The 16,520-nt window shown below is 42.1% G+C and carries 16 protein-coding genes; 12 read left to right on the top strand and 4 right to left on the bottom strand.

The genetic code is table 11. The features are described from left to right. Window positions 1-97: 97 nt before the first annotated feature. The 12 genes from CCS77_RS08335 to carB all read left to right on the top strand — a co-directional run bounded on the left by CCS77_RS08335 (window position 98) and on the right by carB (window position 13,562). Window positions 98-1,630, top strand: coding sequence for an ABC transporter substrate-binding protein (locus CCS77_RS08335; RefSeq protein ID WP_103571734.1), 1,533 nt, complete (start codon window positions 98-100; stop codon window positions 1,628-1,630). Between the two features lie 12 nt (window positions 1,631-1,642). Next, complete coding sequence (locus tag CCS77_RS08330; RefSeq protein WP_107917116.1) at window positions 1,643-2,581, top strand: ABC transporter permease; 939 nt, start codon at window positions 1,643-1,645, stop codon at window positions 2,579-2,581. Beyond that, a complete protein-coding gene (locus CCS77_RS08325) occupies window positions 2,578-3,378 on the top strand; it encodes an ABC transporter permease (protein ID WP_103558967.1) in 801 nt (266 codons plus the stop codon). The genes CCS77_RS08330 and CCS77_RS08325 overlap by 4 nt, the downstream gene beginning before the upstream one ends. Continuing rightward, window positions 3,375-4,055 carry an ATP-binding cassette domain-containing protein gene (locus tag CCS77_RS08320; RefSeq protein WP_107917115.1) on the top strand — a complete coding sequence of 227 codons (681 nt, stop codon included), beginning with the start codon at window positions 3,375-3,377 and terminating at the stop codon, window positions 4,053-4,055. The genes CCS77_RS08325 and CCS77_RS08320 overlap by 4 nt, the downstream gene beginning before the upstream one ends. Next, entirely contained in the window at window positions 4,052-4,801 is a 750-nt protein-coding gene (locus CCS77_RS08315; RefSeq protein WP_107917114.1) for an ATP-binding cassette domain-containing protein, read from the top strand. The genes CCS77_RS08320 and CCS77_RS08315 overlap by 4 nt, the downstream gene beginning before the upstream one ends. A gap of 26 nt (window positions 4,802-4,827) precedes the next feature. Beyond that, on the top strand, window positions 4,828-5,904 hold the full coding sequence (locus CCS77_RS08310; protein ID WP_107917113.1) for an epoxyqueuosine reductase QueH: 1,077 nt from the start codon (window positions 4,828-4,830) through the stop codon (window positions 5,902-5,904). 110 nt (window positions 5,905-6,014) lie between these two features. After that, on the top strand, window positions 6,015-6,461 hold the full coding sequence (fabZ, locus tag CCS77_RS08305; RefSeq protein WP_103643478.1) for a 3-hydroxyacyl-ACP dehydratase FabZ: 447 nt from the start codon (window positions 6,015-6,017) through the stop codon (window positions 6,459-6,461). A 28-nt stretch (window positions 6,462-6,489) separates the two neighbouring features. Further along, window positions 6,490-7,278 (top strand): acyl-ACP--UDP-N-acetylglucosamine O-acyltransferase, encoded by a 789-nt coding sequence (gene lpxA / locus CCS77_RS08300; RefSeq protein ID WP_107917112.1) that lies wholly within the window; start codon window positions 6,490-6,492, stop codon window positions 7,276-7,278. Beyond that, window positions 7,278-8,510 carry an ATP-dependent Clp protease ATP-binding subunit ClpX gene (gene clpX / locus CCS77_RS08295; RefSeq protein ID WP_107917111.1) on the top strand — a complete coding sequence of 411 codons (1,233 nt, stop codon included), beginning with the start codon at window positions 7,278-7,280 and terminating at the stop codon, window positions 8,508-8,510. Before lpxA ends, clpX begins: the two co-directional genes overlap by 1 nt. Window positions 8,511-8,519: 9 nt before the next feature. Then, window positions 8,520-9,557, top strand: a complete 1,038-nt coding sequence (locus CCS77_RS08290) for a rod shape-determining protein (RefSeq protein ID WP_002939972.1) — start codon at window positions 8,520-8,522, stop codon at window positions 9,555-9,557. Then, a complete protein-coding gene (gene mreC, locus CCS77_RS08285) occupies window positions 9,547-10,302 on the top strand; it encodes a rod shape-determining protein MreC (protein ID WP_004317872.1) in 756 nt (251 codons plus the stop codon). The genes CCS77_RS08290 and mreC overlap by 11 nt, the downstream gene beginning before the upstream one ends. Further along, window positions 10,302-13,562: a carbamoyl-phosphate synthase large subunit gene (carB, locus tag CCS77_RS08280; protein ID WP_107917110.1), complete on the top strand. Its 3,261-nt coding sequence runs from the start codon at window positions 10,302-10,304 to the stop codon at window positions 13,560-13,562. Before mreC ends, carB begins: the two co-directional genes overlap by 1 nt. A gap of 54 nt (window positions 13,563-13,616) precedes the next feature. On the opposite strand, the gene CCS77_RS08275 is transcribed toward carB, so the two are convergent. The 4 genes from CCS77_RS08275 to CCS77_RS08260 are packed head-to-tail and all read right to left on the bottom strand — an operon-like array spanning window position 13,617 to window position 16,519. Continuing rightward, window positions 13,617-14,228: an NAD(P)/FAD-dependent oxidoreductase gene (locus tag CCS77_RS08275; protein ID WP_107917109.1), complete on the bottom strand. Its 612-nt coding sequence runs from the start codon at window positions 14,226-14,228 to the stop codon at window positions 13,617-13,619. Between the two features lie 58 nt (window positions 14,229-14,286). Next, window positions 14,287-14,850: a MotE family protein gene (locus CCS77_RS08270; protein WP_107917108.1), complete on the bottom strand. Its 564-nt coding sequence runs from the start codon at window positions 14,848-14,850 to the stop codon at window positions 14,287-14,289. Continuing rightward, complete coding sequence (locus CCS77_RS08265; RefSeq protein WP_107917107.1) at window positions 14,850-15,272, bottom strand: flagellar export protein FliJ; 423 nt, start codon at window positions 15,270-15,272, stop codon at window positions 14,850-14,852. The genes CCS77_RS08270 and CCS77_RS08265 overlap by 1 nt, the downstream gene beginning before the upstream one ends. Next, window positions 15,269-16,519: an adenylosuccinate synthase gene (locus tag CCS77_RS08260; protein ID WP_012140419.1), complete on the bottom strand. Its 1,251-nt coding sequence runs from the start codon at window positions 16,517-16,519 to the stop codon at window positions 15,269-15,271. Before CCS77_RS08260 ends, CCS77_RS08265 begins: the two co-directional genes overlap by 4 nt. Window position 16,520: the final 1 nt, after the last annotated feature.

The following is a 16,520-nucleotide window of genomic DNA, read 5'->3' as shown; positions in this document are numbered from 1 at the left end:
AAATTTTCTATACATTAAATTTACACTTATCTTAATAATACTTTTATGCATTTCGTATTACTATTCGTCAAATATTTTTTAAACAAAGGAGCGAGTGATGAAGAGATTTTTGGCTTTATTGTTTTTGTTGTTTTCTGCCTTTGCTTATGCAAATGAAAATGCCGTTGTGGTCGCTATCGAGGAGCAAACACCTCGTATAAATCCACTCTATGACGAGGATCACGATCCTACGCTTTCGCTAGTTTTTTCTGGACTTACTAGCCACGATGAAAATAGCCACGTGGTGCCTGAGCTTGCTAAGTCTTGGCAGGTGAGTGATGACGGGCTGGAGTATGTTTTTGAGCTAAGAGATGATGCTTTTTGGCATGATGGGGTGAAATTTAGCGCAAAGGACGTTAAATTTACCATCGAAGCGGCTCAAGATAAGAAGCTAAACGCGCCTGCTATCTCAAACTACGAGGTGGTAAAAAGCGTTGAAATTTTAGGCGATTATAAGGTAAAGATCACGCTAAAAGAGCCTTTTCCGCCGTTTTTAGATGCGCTTAGTTTTGGCGTGCTGCCTGAGCACATTTTAAAGGGCAAAGATATCGCGACTGATAAATTTAATGACGCACCTATCGGCACTGGCGCATACAAGCTTGTAAAATGGAAAAAAGATGAGAGTTTGGAGTTTGTGGCAAATGATAAATTCTATAAAGGTGAGCCAAAGATAAAAAGGCTATTTTTAAAGATAGTTGGTGATGAAAATTTAAGGCTCGTTGGGCTTAAAAGCGGCGAGATCGACGTCGCGCTCATCTCTCCAACTGGCGTAAATTTCATAAAAGATGATAAAAAATTAAGCTTGCTTAAGTTTAAAAGTGCGGACTATAGAGCTTTGATGTTTAACTTTAATGATCCTATCTTTCAAGACAAAAATGTAAGGATAGCTCTAAACTATGCGGTTAATAAAGATGAGATAGTTAAAAAACTATTTCACGGATATGCAAGCGTAGCGAACAACCCGATAGAAAAAAGCTTTGCAAACGACAGCGAGTTTAAATTTAGCTACGATCCGCAAAAGGCTAGAGAGCTGCTTGAAAAGAGTGGCTTTAAGAAAAACAAGGCTGGCTTTTTCGAGAAGGACGGCAAAGAGCTTGGCTTTGACATCTACGCTTTTAATAACGACATCTTAAGGGTCAATCTAGCTAAAATTTTAAGCAGCGAGTTTGAGAAATTTGGCGTAAGAGCCAAAGCCTATGCAAAGCCAAAAACAGCCTTTAGCATAAGCAAGGTTGATAGCTTTGTGATCGGCTGGGGAAGCCCATTTGATCCAGACTTTCACACATATAGAATTTTTGGAGGATTTGCTGACATCGATGTCAATGAAAATGGCTGGAACTTTAGCCACTACAAGGACGCAAACGTCGATCTTGCCTTAAAAAACGCAAGATATACAAAGGACGTGGAGCTTAGGAAAAAATACTACAAAGAATTTCTAAAAGCGCTTTTTGAAAATCCACCTTACATTTTCATAGCCTATCTTGACTATCCGCTCGTTTTTAACAACAAAATTTCAGGCATAAAGACGCAAATTTTAGGTCACCATGGGGCTGGGTTTTTATGGAACATAAGAGAGTGGCAAGTAAAATAGTGGATAAAAACTTTGTTTAGAGCCATTTTAAAAACAGCGATCTCAAGCCTTGGGTTGCTGTTTTTCATCTCATTTTTTCTATTTTTGCTCATATATTTTTTGCCAGGAAACGTCACTGATGCGATGTTTTTGCGAAGTGAGGCGGTGAGCGTGGCTGTAAAAGAGCAAATTTTAGAAAATTTGGGGCTAAAAGATGGCTTTTTTGTGCAGTATTTTAGGTGGCTAGCTCACTTTGTCACGGGGGACTTTGGTACTAGCTTTGTAAGTGGAGCAAGCGTTTTTTTACTCATTAAAGAGAGACTTTTAAACTCGCTTATCTTATTTTTTGCTTCGTTTTTTTTGATAGTTTTTTTATCATTTTTTTTGGGGCTTTTAAGCGCCATTTATAAAAATAAATTTGCTGATATCTTTATAAACTTTAACTCTTTTTTGCTAGCTTCACTGCCGCATTTTTACGTAGCACTTGTGCTAATAGCTATCTTTAGCGTCTATCTAAATGTGCTGCCAAGCTCTGGCGCAAACGAGCTAGGCTCTAGCGGAGTTGGGGCTAAATTTATCATCTTGCCAACGCTTGCCATCATCTTGCCACACCTTGGCGCAAACGTGAAATTTGTGCGTGACAGGCTAAATCAAAGCCTAAACGCTGATTTTATCCAGACAGCTCACGCTAGAGGCTTGGGACGCGGCAAAATTTATCTATTTGCGATAAAGCACGCAAGCACCGATATAGTCTATTATTTTGCAACCCTTGTGGCTGGCGTTTTTGCTGGCTCATACGTCATTGAGAGCATTTTTTCATTTCCTGGCATAGGCAAGCTTAGCCTTGATGCGGTGATTGCCAAAGACTATCCAGTCGCACTTGCGACCATTTTGCTAACGGCTATTTTTGTCGTTTTTGCAAATTTACTGGCTAAAATTTTCGCTATCTTAGCAGATAAGAGAAATTTATGAGAAAAGTCATATTTTTCCTAGCCTGTTTTGTCTTTTTAGCACTTGTCACATTTGCCTTTGTGACGCCATTTTTCTCTAAATTTGAGCCAAATTTCACTGACTTTATGGCGGTAAATTTAGCCCCAAGTAGCGAGCATATCTTTGGCACTGACATCCTTGGTAGAGACAATCTCATAAGAGTGGCCTACGCGCTTAAAAACTCGCTTCTTATCTTACTGCTAGCTGGCTTTTTAACGACGCTTTTCTCGCTCATCTATGCATATTTTGGCACGAGCAAGAGCAGAGTTTGTGAGAGCCTTTTTGACAAGGGGCTTGATGCCTTTTTAAGTATTCCAAACATCGTTTTTATCATGCTTTTTAGTTCATTTAGTAGTGGCGATCTTTTGATTACCTCTTTTATCATCGCCATTTGCTCGTTTATGCAGGGCGCAAAAGTTTTTATGCAAAATTTAAGACTTAGTAAAAAGTGCGACTACGCCGAGCAGGCTGTGATAAACGGAGCTAGCAAATTTAGCCTTATCTGCTTTGAAATTTTGCCAAATTTAAAGCATCTAATAGTTAGTATCTTTGGTATAAACGCGATAAACGCAGTCGTCATGGAGGCAACGCTTGGCTTTTTTGGCGTGGGAAGTGATGCTAATAAAATAAGCCTTGGCATCATGCTAAATGAGAGCAAAGAAGCACTTTTTCTTGGCTCTTGGTGGATGGTGCTTTTCCCGGGGGTGACGCTCTTTTTGCTCATCCTTGCAACCTCGATCATCACTTCAAATTCAAAAAATGGCAATATAAAAATATGATAGAGATTAGAAATTTAAACGTTTTTTATAAAGATAGGCAGCTTTTGCGAGAGCTTGATTTTGACATGAGCGAGGGTAAATTTATAGGTATCACAGGCGCTAGTGGCAGCGGCAAATCGCTCTTTGCAAAGAGCCTAATAAGGCTTTTTGATGATCATTTTAGAGTGAGTGCGGATAAATTTAGCATTTATAAAAAAGATATCTTAAAACTTAGTCAAAATGAGCTAAAAGAGCACCGACGAAAGGTCGCCGCGCTTGTTTTTCAAAACTCTATTGCTAGTCTTCATCCGCTCTTAAACGTGGGCGATCACTTTAACGCCTATCTTGATGGCGATAAAAGGGCAAAGAAAGAGCTTGCGTTTGCCTATTTTAGGGAGTTTGGGCTAAATAACGCAAATCTCATCTGGCACAAATATTCCTACGAGCTAAGTGGCGGCGAAGCGAGCCGTGTGCAGATCGCTCTAGCACTTTGCCTGAAGCCAAAAATTTTAGTCTGCGACGAGATAACAAGCGGGCTTGATAGCATTAGCGGTAGCCAAGTAGCAGGCATTTTAGAGAGCCTAAAGGGCAAGATGAGTGTCATCTTTATCTCGCACGATGAGGCGCTAACGAACTATCTTAGTGATGAAATTTGGCAGATGAGAGATGGGCGGCTAAATTTAAAGGAAAATGCGTGAAAATAAGACTTGAAAACGTCTCAAAAAGTTTAAGTTTTAAGGAGCATTTTAACGCTAGAGCTGAAGTGCTGCACCTTTTAGAGGGGATAAATTTCGAGCTTGACGATGGCGAAAATTTAGCCATTTTGGGTCAAAGTGGCAGTGGCAAAAGCACGCTTGCAAAGCTCATATCATTTAGCGAGCCAAAAAGTGGGGGCAAAATTTATATAAATAATGAAGAGATCACGGACAAAAATGAGCTAAAAAAAGATATCAGATATATCTTGCAAAACCAAAAACAAGCCCTAAATCCAGCGCTAAAAGTAAAAACCGCGATCGCTCACGTGAGGTCGTATCTTAAGCTTAGCTTTAGCGAAAATGAGCTTAAAGAGCTTCTGGCAAATTTAAATTTAAAAGATGAAATTTTAGAAAAATATCCATCACAGCTAAGTGGCGGCGAGGCAACAAGGGTTGGGATACTGCTAGCGCTTCTATCAAAGCCAAAAATCCTAATCTGCGACGAGATAACAAGCGGACTTGACAACGAGACAAAGCAAAAGATCATAAATTTGCTTTTAAGCTTGGATGAAAAGATCAGCATTATCTTTATCACGCACGATATTTTAAGTGCGATGAAGATAGCGCAAAAGGTGCTAATAATCGAATCTGGCAAGCAAGTGGCGTGGGGTAAATTTGAAGATCTTGCAAGCCAAAATGTCCTTAAAAAATACCTCGATGCAGCTAAATTTTATGATGACAAACTTTGATATAATGCAAGCAAAAAAGGTCAAATTTGCTAGTTCATATCTGCTGCTCGGTCGATAGCCACTACTTTTTACAGCGCCTACGAAAAGATCATCCAAATGAACGAATAGTAGGCTATTTTTACGATCCAAACATACATCCATATAGCGAGTTTTTACTGCGTTTTGAGGACGTGAAGCGAAGCTGCGAGAAGCTTGGCATCAAGCTAATATGTGGCGAATACGACTACGAAGCGTGGCTTGGCGGCACAAAGGGGCTTGAAGATGAGCCAGAAAAGGGCAAAAGGTGCGAATACTGCTTTGACTTTCGTATGAAAGACTCCGCCAAAAAGGCGATAGAGCTTGGTCTAAATAAGATCACGACGACACTTTTGATGAGCCCAAAAAAGGACTTTTTTCAGCTTAAAAAGGCGCTTGATGAGGCGGTGGCTGGCTCAAATTTAGAAGCCGTTGCAGTTGATTATAGAAAAAATGGCGGCACAAGTGAGCAGTTTATCCTCGCTAAAAAAGACAAGCTCTATCACCAAAACTACTGCGGCTGCGTCTTTGCGCTAAAAAAACAGCGCGACTCGCAAAATTTACCCCAAAGTGAGCTAATGAGCGAACTACACGCAAGAGCACTTTATGGCAGCATTGAGGCTAGACTTGAGCTTTACAAAAAGGTGCGCCTTTGCGAGGCGAGAGGAGAGAAATTTCACCTTTTTAGAAGAAGGTTTTTAAACTACAGGCTTTTGCGCGCTAGTGTTAAATTTCAAAACGCTGTAGTGCCAAGCTACTTTGTGCTCTACTCTGGCTTTAAAAGAGAGAATTTAAAGCTTAATGTAGAGCGCGACTGCGAGATCGATGATGAGCTAAAAGAGGGTGTCGTTTTGATGAGCATAGAGCGCTTTAATAAATTTACAAATAGCAAATTTAAAAGCGTTGATGAGCTTTGTAAAAGGCCGCTTGAGCTTGGTGCTGAGATGAAATTTCGTAGGCAGATATGCGGGGAGTTTTCGCAAAATCCTATCATCATCTTAGACGAGGTCAAAAAGGGCAGCTACGAAATTTACGCAAAGGCTGTTTTTTACAACGACAGCGAAGAAATTTTGGTTTTAGAGAGCTAAATTTAGACCCATTAAGGCTAAATTTCAGAGATTTTAAAAGAGACTAATAATTTTTTTCTTAGTATAAATTTGTTACAATCTGCCAAAATTTACATTACTAAGGCTAAAACGTGATAGACGTCGTAGAAATTCAAAAAATTCTCCCACATAGATTTCCTTTTTTGCTTATCGATAGAGTTGTCGAGCTAGAGCCTGCAAAAAACATCGTCGCTTATAAAAATGTAACTATTGGCGAGCCGATATTTCAGGGGCACTTCCCAGGTCACCCGATCTATCCAGGCGTGATGATCATCGAGGGCATGGCGCAAGCTGGCGGCGTGCTAGCGTTTAAGAGTATGAGCGATGAGCATCAAGCTGGCATCGAGAACAAAGTGGTCTATTTTATGAGCATTGACGGAGCGAAATTTCGCCATCCAGTCCGCCCTGGAGATAGGCTAGAGTATAGATTAAATGTATTAAAACACAAAGGCAATATCTGGGTGCTTGAGGGCAAAGCATACATTGATGATGTGCTATGCGCCGAGGCTGAACTAAAAGCGATGATAGTCGATAAATAGGCTTTTGCTTAAGAAAAAAAGAGAGACAATGAAAAATATCCACCAAACAGCAGTTATAGAAGATGGAGCGATCATTGGAGATGACGCAAATATCGAGGCTTACGCATTTGTAAGTAAGGATGCGGTCCTTGGCAACAACGTCACGATAAAACAAGGCGCAAGGGTGCTTGGCAAGACGAGGATCGGCGACAACTCTCGTGTATTTAGCTACGCGATCGTGGGCGACATCCCGCAAGACATCAGCTATAAAGACGAGGTCGATACTGGCGTCATCATCGGCGAGCACGCAACTATACGTGAGTTTTGCACGATAAACTCAGGCACTCACAAGGGCGATGGTATAACAAGGATCGGCGATAACGCCTTTATCATGGCATACTCCCACATCGCACACGACTGCATAATAGGCAGTAACGTCATTTTGGCAAATAACGCAACACTAGCTGGCCATGTCGAGCTTGGCGACTACGCTGTTGTGGGTGGGCTTACGCCTATTCATCAGTTTGTTAGAGTGGGTGAGAGCTGCATGGTCGCAGGTGCAAGTGCACTCAGTCAAGATGTAGTGCCATTTTGCCTAGCTGAGGGCAACAGAGCCTATATAAGAAGCTTAAATTTAGTTGGCATTAGGCGTAGATTCGATAAAGAGCAGGTTGAAGAGCTTGTTCGCGCTTATAAATTTTTGTTTAATCAAGGCATCAGCCTAAAAGATCAAGCAAATGAGCTGATCGCAAAAACCAGCGACGAAAATGTTAAAAAAATGTGTAGATTTATATTAGAAACGACAAGAGGAATTCCGCTTGCAAAAGGAAGAGATTAATGGCTAGAAAGTGTAATTTTTGTGGCGAGGCTGAGTCTGCTGAGAGAAGATTATTAGCAGATATCGAAGGAAACGCCTATATATGCGAGTACTGTATAGCAGCAGCATACGATATGATACATGGTGACACGAGTGTAGAAGAGAGCAAAAAAGATGAGGCGATAGAGTATCAAAAGCTCACACCAAAGGAGCTAAAAGCGGTACTTGATAACTACGTGATCGGTCAAGATAGGGCTAAAAAGGTCTTTAGCGTCGGTGTATATAACCATTATAAGAGAATTTTTAAACAAAGCGACATCAAAGACGACACTGAAATTTCAAAGTCAAATATCTTGCTTGTTGGTCCAACTGGAAGCGGCAAGACCTTGATGGCACAGACTTTGGCGAGATTTCTTGACGTGCCTATCGCGATTTGCGACGCGACAAGCCTAACTGAGGCTGGATATGTCGGCGAGGATGTTGAAAACATCCTTACAAGGCTCTTGCAAGCTGCAAATGGCGACGTGAAAAAGGCGGAGCAAGGCATTGTATTTGTCGATGAGATCGATAAGATCGCTAGAATGAGCGAAAATAGAAGCATCACAAGAGATGTTTCAGGCGAGGGCGTGCAGCAAGCGCTTTTAAAGATCATCGAAGGTAGCGTCGTAAATATCCCACCAAAAGGCGGCAGAAAGCATCCAAATCAAGACTTCATCCAGATAGATACGACAAATATCTTATTTGTTTGCGGCGGTGCATTTGACGGACTTCTTGATATCATCGAGCGCAGAGTTGGTAAAAACGTACTTGGCTTTAACCAAGAAAAACGTGGCAAAAACGAAAAAGAAAATTTACTAAGCCTGCTTGAGCCAGACGATCTTGTAAAATACGGCCTCATCCCAGAGCTAATCGGCAGACTTCACGTGGTGGCTACATTAAATGAGATAACAAAAGAGGATATGGTTAAAATTTTGACCGAGCCAAAAAATGCGATATTAAAACAATATCAAAAGCTCTGTGCGATCGATGGCGCTACGCTTAAATTTGATGATGAGGCGCTTGAAGAGATAGCGAGCCTTGCTATCGAGCGAAAGACTGGAGCAAGAGGGCTTAGAAGCATAATGGAAGAGCTCATGACAGATATAATGTATGATCTGCCAGAGCTAAAAGACTACGATATCGTGATCTCAAAAGAGACGGTAAAAGATAAGGCAAAGCCGATTTTGGTAAAGCACAATAAATTAACAGCGTAAAGGAAATAGATGTTTTTAGATCAGGTTATAGGTTTTTTCTCAAGTGATATGGGTATAGATTTAGGTACGGCAAACACTTTGGTTTTGGTAAAAGATAAGGGAATAATCATAAATGAACCATCAGTTGTTGCGGTAAGACGTGAAAAATATGGAAAACAAAAAATTCTAGCAGTTGGCCACGCTGCAAAAGAGATGGTGGGAAAAACTCCTGGCGACATCGAGGCGATAAGACCGATGAGAGATGGCGTTATCGCGGACTTTGACATGACAGAGAGGATGATACGCTACTTTATAGAAAAGACCCATAGAAGAAAAAATTTCTTACGCCCAAGGATCATCATCTCAGTTCCTTACGGACTTACTCAGGTTGAGAGAAAGGCTGTTAGAGAGAGCGCACTAAGTGCTGGAGCTAGAGAGGTATTTTTGATAGAAGAGCCTATGGCAGCAGCTATCGGAGCAAATTTACCAGTTCGCGAGCCACAAGGCAACCTTGTAGTTGATATTGGCGGCGGTACGACTGAGATCGGTGTCGTCTCGCTTGGCGGTTTAGTTATCTCAAAATCTATCCGCACAGCTGGCGACAAGATAGATAGCAGCATTGTTAATTACATAAAAGAAAAATACAACTTACTAATAGGCGAGAGAACAGGCGAGGAGATAAAGATCGCTGTGGGCTCTGCTGTGCAGCTTGAAAAAGAGCTAAGCGTAGTGGTAAAAGGACGCGACCAAGTGAGCGGCCTTTTAAGCAGGGTTGAGCTAACGAGCGAGGATGTGAGAGAGGCGATGAGAGAGCCACTAAAAGAGATCGCAGATGCGCTAAAAACCGTGCTTGAGATGATGCCGCCTGATCTTGCTGGCGATATCGTCGAGACTGGTATCGTGCTAACTGGCGGTGGAGCGCTCATTAGAGGGCTTGACAAGTTTTTGTCTGATATCGTAAAGCTTCCAGTATTTGTAGCTGATGAGCCGCTTCTTGCTGTTGCTAGAGGCACAGGCAAGGCACTTCAAGAGATCGGACTTTTACAACAGCTAACAAATGAAGAGTAAGATTGTTCTTTTTGTTTTTATAGCGTTGCTTGCTGGCGCCTCGATGTTTAAGGGCGAAATTTTAAGCAATATCTCTATTAAATTTAGCAACTACGCTATAAATTCATACGACAATTTTGCCAAAAGCGTGAAAGATTATATAAATGAATATTTTAGGCAGGCTAGCGAGATAGAAAAACTAAGAGCGCAAAACAAAGAGCTAGAGCGCTCAGCCACGCTTCTATCTACTTTTGCAAACGAGCTAAATCAAATTTTAAAAGATAAAAACTCAACTGCCTACGCCCCAGCCGTAAAGCTAGTAAAAGGGCTTAGTTACGTGCATATCGGGGATTATAATAAAATTTGGATAAGCGAATTTGAAGGATACGACCCAAATAAAATTTACGGACTCATCTATCAAGGAAGTAGCGCCGGCATCGTTATCGCAAAAGATGGCAAGCCGCTAGCATACTTGCAAAATGACCCAAAAAGTATATTTGCAGTCTATATAGGAAATGACAAAATTCCAGGCGTCGCGCATGGAAATCAAGGTCAAATAATGGTGAAATTTATCCCACAATGGCTCAGCCCAAAAGAGGGCGACGAGGTCTTTACGAGCGGGCTTGACGGGATATTTTTTAGTGGGGTGCCAGTAGGGCGCGTGAGTAAAATTTTAAAAGAGAGCTCCTATCAAAGCGTGATAGTAGAGCCCTATGCAAAGCTAAACATACCAAACTACCTATACGTTGTAACAAAGGAAAAATGATGCCAAAAAGAACAGATATAAATACCATTTTACTAATCGGCTCAGGCCCTATCGTCATCGGTCAAGCCTGCGAATTTGACTACTCAGGCACGCAAGCAGCCAAGACGCTAAAAGAGCTTGGATACCGCGTAGTGCTCATCAACTCAAACCCAGCCACCATCATGACTGACCCAAATTTCGCCGACGCAACGTATATCGAGCCTATCACAAAAGATAGCATTTTAAAGATCATCGAAAAAGAAAATATTGATGCCATTTTGCCAACTATGGGCGGACAAGTAGCGCTAAATGCCGCTATGGAGGTCTTTGAGAGTGGCCTTTTAAAGGATGTCAAATTTCTTGGTGCAAACCCCGAAGCGATAAAAAAAGGCGAAGATAGACAAATTTTTAAAGCAACCATGCAAAAGATCGGCATGGACCTACCTGAGAGTAGATACGCCTACAACATGGACGACGCGCTAAATGCGGCAAATGAGATAGGCTTTCCGCTTATCATAAGAGCTAGCTATACGCTTGGCGGCGCAGGAAGCGGCGTAGCTTACAATATGGACGAGTTTAAAGAGCTAGCCAACACCGGCCTTGACGCAAGCCCGATACATGAAATTTTGATAGAAGAGAGCTTGCTTGGCTGGAAAGAGTACGAGATGGAGGTTATTAGAGATAGAAATGATAACTGCATCATCGTCTGCTCGATCGAGAATTTTGACCCAATGGGCGTGCATACAGGCGATAGCATCACGGTTGCACCAGCACTCACACTCACAGATAAAGAGTATCAGGCTATGCGTGATGCTAGCTTTGCCATACTTCGTGAGATCGGCGTTGATACGGGCGGCAGTAACGTGCAGTTTGCCATAGACCCAAAAACGGGCCGTATGATCGTTATCGAGATGAACCCACGCGTTAGCCGCAGCTCAGCACTTGCTAGTAAAGCTACTGGCTATCCGATCGCAAAGGTTGCGACACTGCTTGCGGTTGGTTTTAGCCTAGATGAGATCAAAAACGACATCACAGGCACGCCTGCTAGCTTTGAGCCTGTGATCGACTACATCGTGACAAAGATCCCACGCTTTACATTTGAGAAATTCCCAGGATCAAACCCATATCTAGGCACTGCGATGAAGTCAGTTGGCGAGGTTATGGCGATAGGTAGGACATTTAAAGAGAGTATCCAAAAGGCGCTTTGCAGCCTAGAGCGTGATCTTTGCGGATTTAACAGCCTTAGCTTAGAGAAAAACGCTTTGATTTATGGCATCAGAAATGCAAACGAGAGAAGAATTTTATATCTAGCACAAGCATTTAGAGATGGCTTTAGCGTGGCTGAGGTGCATGAGTTTAGCAAGATCGATCCTTGGTTTTTAGAGCAAATTTATGAGATAGTTAAATTTGAAGATAAGATCGACATGGATATCTTAAACAACGAAGAGCTACTGCGAGAGGCTAAAAGCATGGGCTTTTCAGACAAGATGATAGCCGTGCTTATAAATGAAAAAGACGATCTTGAGCTTAGTCAAAATGATATCTATTTTGCTAGGCAGAAGCTTGGTATCGAGCTTGAATACAACGAGGTCGATACTTGCGCGGGCGAGTTTAAGGCGCTAACGCCGTATCTTTACTCAACCACAAATATCACTAAATTTCCTAAAAAAGAGCTAGCAAAAGAGGCTAAAAAGGTGATGATAATAGGCGGCGGTCCAAATAGGATCGGCCAGGGCATAGAGTTTGACTACTGCTGCGTGCATGCAAGCTACGCCCTAAGAGACCTTGGCGTAAAAACGATAATGTATAACTGCAACCCAGAAACCGTCTCAACAGACTACGACACGAGCGATATTTTATACTTTGAGCCGATCGATTTTGAGCACGTTAGATCAGTCATCGAGCGTGAAAAGCCAGACGGCGTGATAGTGCATTTTGGCGGCCAAACTCCGCTTAAATTTGCAAAACGCCTAAGCGTGATCGGCGCAAAGATCATCGGCACAACTGCAAGAGTGATCGATGTGGCCGAGGATAGAAAGAAATTTAGCGAATTTATAAATAAAATAGGCGTCCTTCAGCCTAAAAACGACACCGCCACTAGCCTAGAAGAAGCCTTACAAAAGGCCGCGACTATCGGCTATCCAGTGCTTGTTCGCCCAAGCTACGTCTTAGGCGGCAGGGCGATGAGAAGAGTGCATAACGAGAGCGAGCTAAAAGAGTATATGAGCGAGGCGGTAAAGGTTAGCAACCACTCACCAGTGCTACTTGATAAATTTTTACAAGACGCAAAAGAGCTCGACGTAGACGCGATATGTGACGGCAAAGAGGTCTATATAGGTGCGATAATGGAGCACATAGAGGAGGCTGGAATTCACTCTGGCGACTCAGCTTGCATATTGCCACCGATGAGCTTAAGCGATGAGATGATAAAAAAAGTGGAGAGGCAAACCAGAGATATCGCGCTAAATTTAGGCGTTGTCGGCCTTATGAATATCCAGTTTGCTATCTATGAAAACGAGCTTTATATGATCGAGGTAAATCCTCGCGCAAGCAGGACCGTGCCATTTGTGAGCAAGGCTACTGGCGTGCCTATGGCAAAGGTGGCGACAAGAGTTATGTGGCAGGGAAATTTACGTGAGGCGCTTAAATTTTATGATGATTACAAGGTCGTTTATGAAGATGGCGACATCTTAAAACCTCGCATAAGCTCGCATGTTAGCGTAAAAGAGTGCGTGTTGCCGTTTAACAAGCTAAGTGGTGCCGATCTCATCCTTGGCCCTGAGATGAAGAGCACGGGCGAGGTCATGGGTATCAGCCACGACTTTGCAAGCTCATTTGCAAAGAGCCAGATCGCTGCGAGCAACACTTTACCAAGCAAAGGCAGAGTATTTTTAACGCTAGCTGACGCTGATAAATCTTACGCACCAGACCTTGCAAGAGATCTCATAGCGCTTGGTTTTAGCGTCATCGCAACTGGTGGAACGCATAAAATTTTAAGCGAAGCTGGCGTGGAGGCTGAGTTTGTCTATAAGATAAGCGAGGGCAGACCAAACGTCGAAGATAGGCTTAAAAACGGCGACATCGCACTTGTTATAAATACAAGCGATACAAAATCAAGCGTGGATGATGGCAAAAAGATCCGCCAAAATGTACTTAGATTTAAAATTCCATATTTTACAACGATCCGTGCAGCACTCGCAGCTGCCAAGTCGCTAAGCACAGTTCAAACTGGCAAAGCACTCGAAGTAAAAAGCTTGCAAGAGTATCTAAGCGAGAGATAGTAAATTTAGTGGCAGTTTTGGCTGCCACTAGCTAAATTTCACTTTTCTATTTGATTAGCTATTTTTTAAAGCGCTAGCTACCTTTAAAGCACTTGCAAAGGCAAAATGCAAGTTGTATCCACCAAGCATACCAGTGATATCTAAAACCTCTCCTATAAAGTAAAGCCCTTTTACGCTTTTACACTCTAAATTTTCATCTAAAAACTCTGTTTTTACACCACCTTTTGTAACTTCAGCCCTTTCAAAGCCAAATGTCCCAGCTGGAGCAAACTCATAAGTAAAAAGCCTTTTTATGATACTCTTTTCATCATCATTAAATTCATAATAAGCTCTATCTTTTAAACCAAAATTTCTTAAAAACTCCAGCACAAATCTCTTTGGCAATGGCAAAACTGAACTAAGCTGCTTTTTGCCATTTATTAAATTTTTCTCACTAAATTTAGGCAAAAAATTTATGCAAATTCGACCCTTTTGCCAAAAAAGTGAGGCGTTTAGTATCGCTGGACCACTTATTCCTCTATGTGTAAAAAGCAGATCGCCACTAAATTTATGGCTCTCGATTTTGGTATTTATCACTACATCCGCACTTAGACTAACGCCGCTAAGCTCTTTAAACCAAAACTCATCTTTTTGCACGCTAAAGCCAACAAGAGCAGGGGCAAAAATCAGAGATGGATGAGAAAATAGGTTAAATTTAGTTTTTTAGATTGGCAGTAAATTAAATTTACTGCATATTTATGCTTCCAGCTGGAGCTGGCATATCGCCCTTTTCATCTACAAATGGAGGCCCTTTTTGAAGTAGCGCAGTCACTTCAGAGGCAACTTTTGGATCCATCTTAGCCATTATGGTTGAGATCTTTTTTGCATCAAGGGCGTAAAGTATGGTAGCAGCGTTTGACCTTGGCATTTGTGAGAGCACTTCGGCTGCTGCACCATCTTTCATTTTGGCGTAGGATTCATTGACTTTATCAGTCGTCATCGTGCGAAGCTCTTTTAAAATTTTCTCATTTTTAGCGACAACTTCGTCGATCTCTTTGCGCTTTTGCTCGATCACTTTCATCGTCGCATTCAGGTCAGCCTCTTTTTTGGCAAGCTTTTTGTTGTTCTCTTCATAAGCTGCAGCCGAGCTTGCTCGAAAGACCTCTAGGGCTTGACGCTGCTCGTCGATGATCTCAAGCTCCTTTGAAATTTCCTCTTTTCTTGCCTCAAAGATCTGAGTACAATCAACCGGCACTTCAAAGCAAAATGCAAAATTTATGACCATAAAAAAGAGTAAAACAGCTCTCATTACGCCTCACTTTTGGCTGCAAATTTCATAACCGCAAACTCATCAAGAGCAAGCGCTTCAGCCTTTTGTATGCGTTTTATCTCTTTTTTAAATTCTTCTTTTTCTAGATATTTCATCTTTTCATACTCTAAATTTGCATTTTTATATTTGTGCTCGTAGTGCAAGACCTCTTTTTTTGCTATCTCTAAGCTCTCTTTGCAGGCGCTTAGCTCGGCTCTTGCTATATTTATGAGCTCCAAATTTTCTCTTAGCTCGCCTATGTTGCCACTTTTTGGCAGGCTAAACTCGTTGAGCTTGGCCCTTAAGAGTGCTATTTTTTCTTCAGCATTTCTTACATTTAGCCTAGCAATGACGAGCTTAGCCTCTACCTTATCCATCTCCTGCTTTTTGACGCGGACGACGGAGGTAAATTTACTTTTCATCTAATGATCGTATCGCTTCTCTCAGGGCTTGTTGAGATGTAGCCGACCTTCACGCCAGTTAGCTCCTCTATACGCTCGATATATGCTCTTGCGTTTGCTGGTAGGTCTTCATATCTGCTGATGCCTTTTACGCTGTCCCAGCCTGCAAGCTCTTCATAGATAGGCGTTGCATTTTCAAGATCTGTTGGCACGTAGTCTATCGTCTCGCCGTTATATTGATATGCTTTGCAAATTTTTACCACCTCAAAGCCATCAAGTACGTCAAGCTTCATAAGCGCATAAGTATCGACGCCATCAAGCCTTGAAGCGTATTTTACGCTTACTGCGTCAAACCAACCACAACGTCTGCGGCGGCCTGTTGTTGTGCCAAATTCTTTACCGATCTCGCACATCTTATCGCCGTTCGTGCCTTTGTCTTCAGTTGGGAAAGGTCCGTGTCCTACGCGAGTTGTATATGCTTTGATGACACCTATTACTTTGCCTATCTCTTTTGGATTTAGTCCAAGGCCTGTGCAAGCGCCAGCGCTTATGGTATTTGAACTAGTTACATAAGGATATGTGCCGTGGTCGATGTCAAGAAGTGTACCCTGAGCGCCTTCAAGTAGGACTTTTTTATCTTCATCAAGCGCTTTCCAAACTAAATTTGTAGTGTTTGCGATAAATGGAGCAAGCACCTCTTTATATCTTTTTAGCTCTTCAAGTAGCTCATTTTCTTCAGGTATCTTTACGCCAAGAGCGTCAAATACTGGTTTATTTGTTTCAAAATCATGCATCAAAGCATCGCACAAGCGTTCTGGCTCAAGTAGCTCACCAACTCTGTGGCCGCTTCTGCTTATCTTGTCTGCGTATGTTGGTCCGATGCCTTTGCCAGTCGTTCCGATCGCTTTTTCGCCTTTTAAGCGTTCTTTTGCTTGATCGACTTGGCTGTGGTAGCTTAAATTTAAGTGCGCTTTGTCGCTTATATAAAGTCTGCCCTCTAAGTTGTCAAACTGAGCCATCTCGGTGATAAGCACCTCTGGAGAGACAACGACGCCATTGCCGATGATATTTATGATGTTTTTGTGCAAAATTCCGCTTGGGACAAGGTGAAGCGCGTATCTTACGCCATCGACCCAGATCGTATGACCAGCGTTATGGCCACCTTGAGAGCGACAAATCATGTCATAGTTTAGTCCTAGCATATCAACTATCTTGCCTTTACCCTCATCACCCCATTGAACACCAACTACTAAATCAGCCTTTCTCATT

Origin of the sequence: Campylobacter concisus, assembly GCF_003048375.1 — a bacterium.
GTDB classification, from domain to species: domain Bacteria; phylum Campylobacterota; class Campylobacteria; order Campylobacterales; family Campylobacteraceae; genus Campylobacter_A; species Campylobacter_A concisus_T.
The sequence above is the reverse complement of the archived record's forward strand: the minus strand, read 5'-3'. Positions and strand labels throughout refer to the sequence as shown.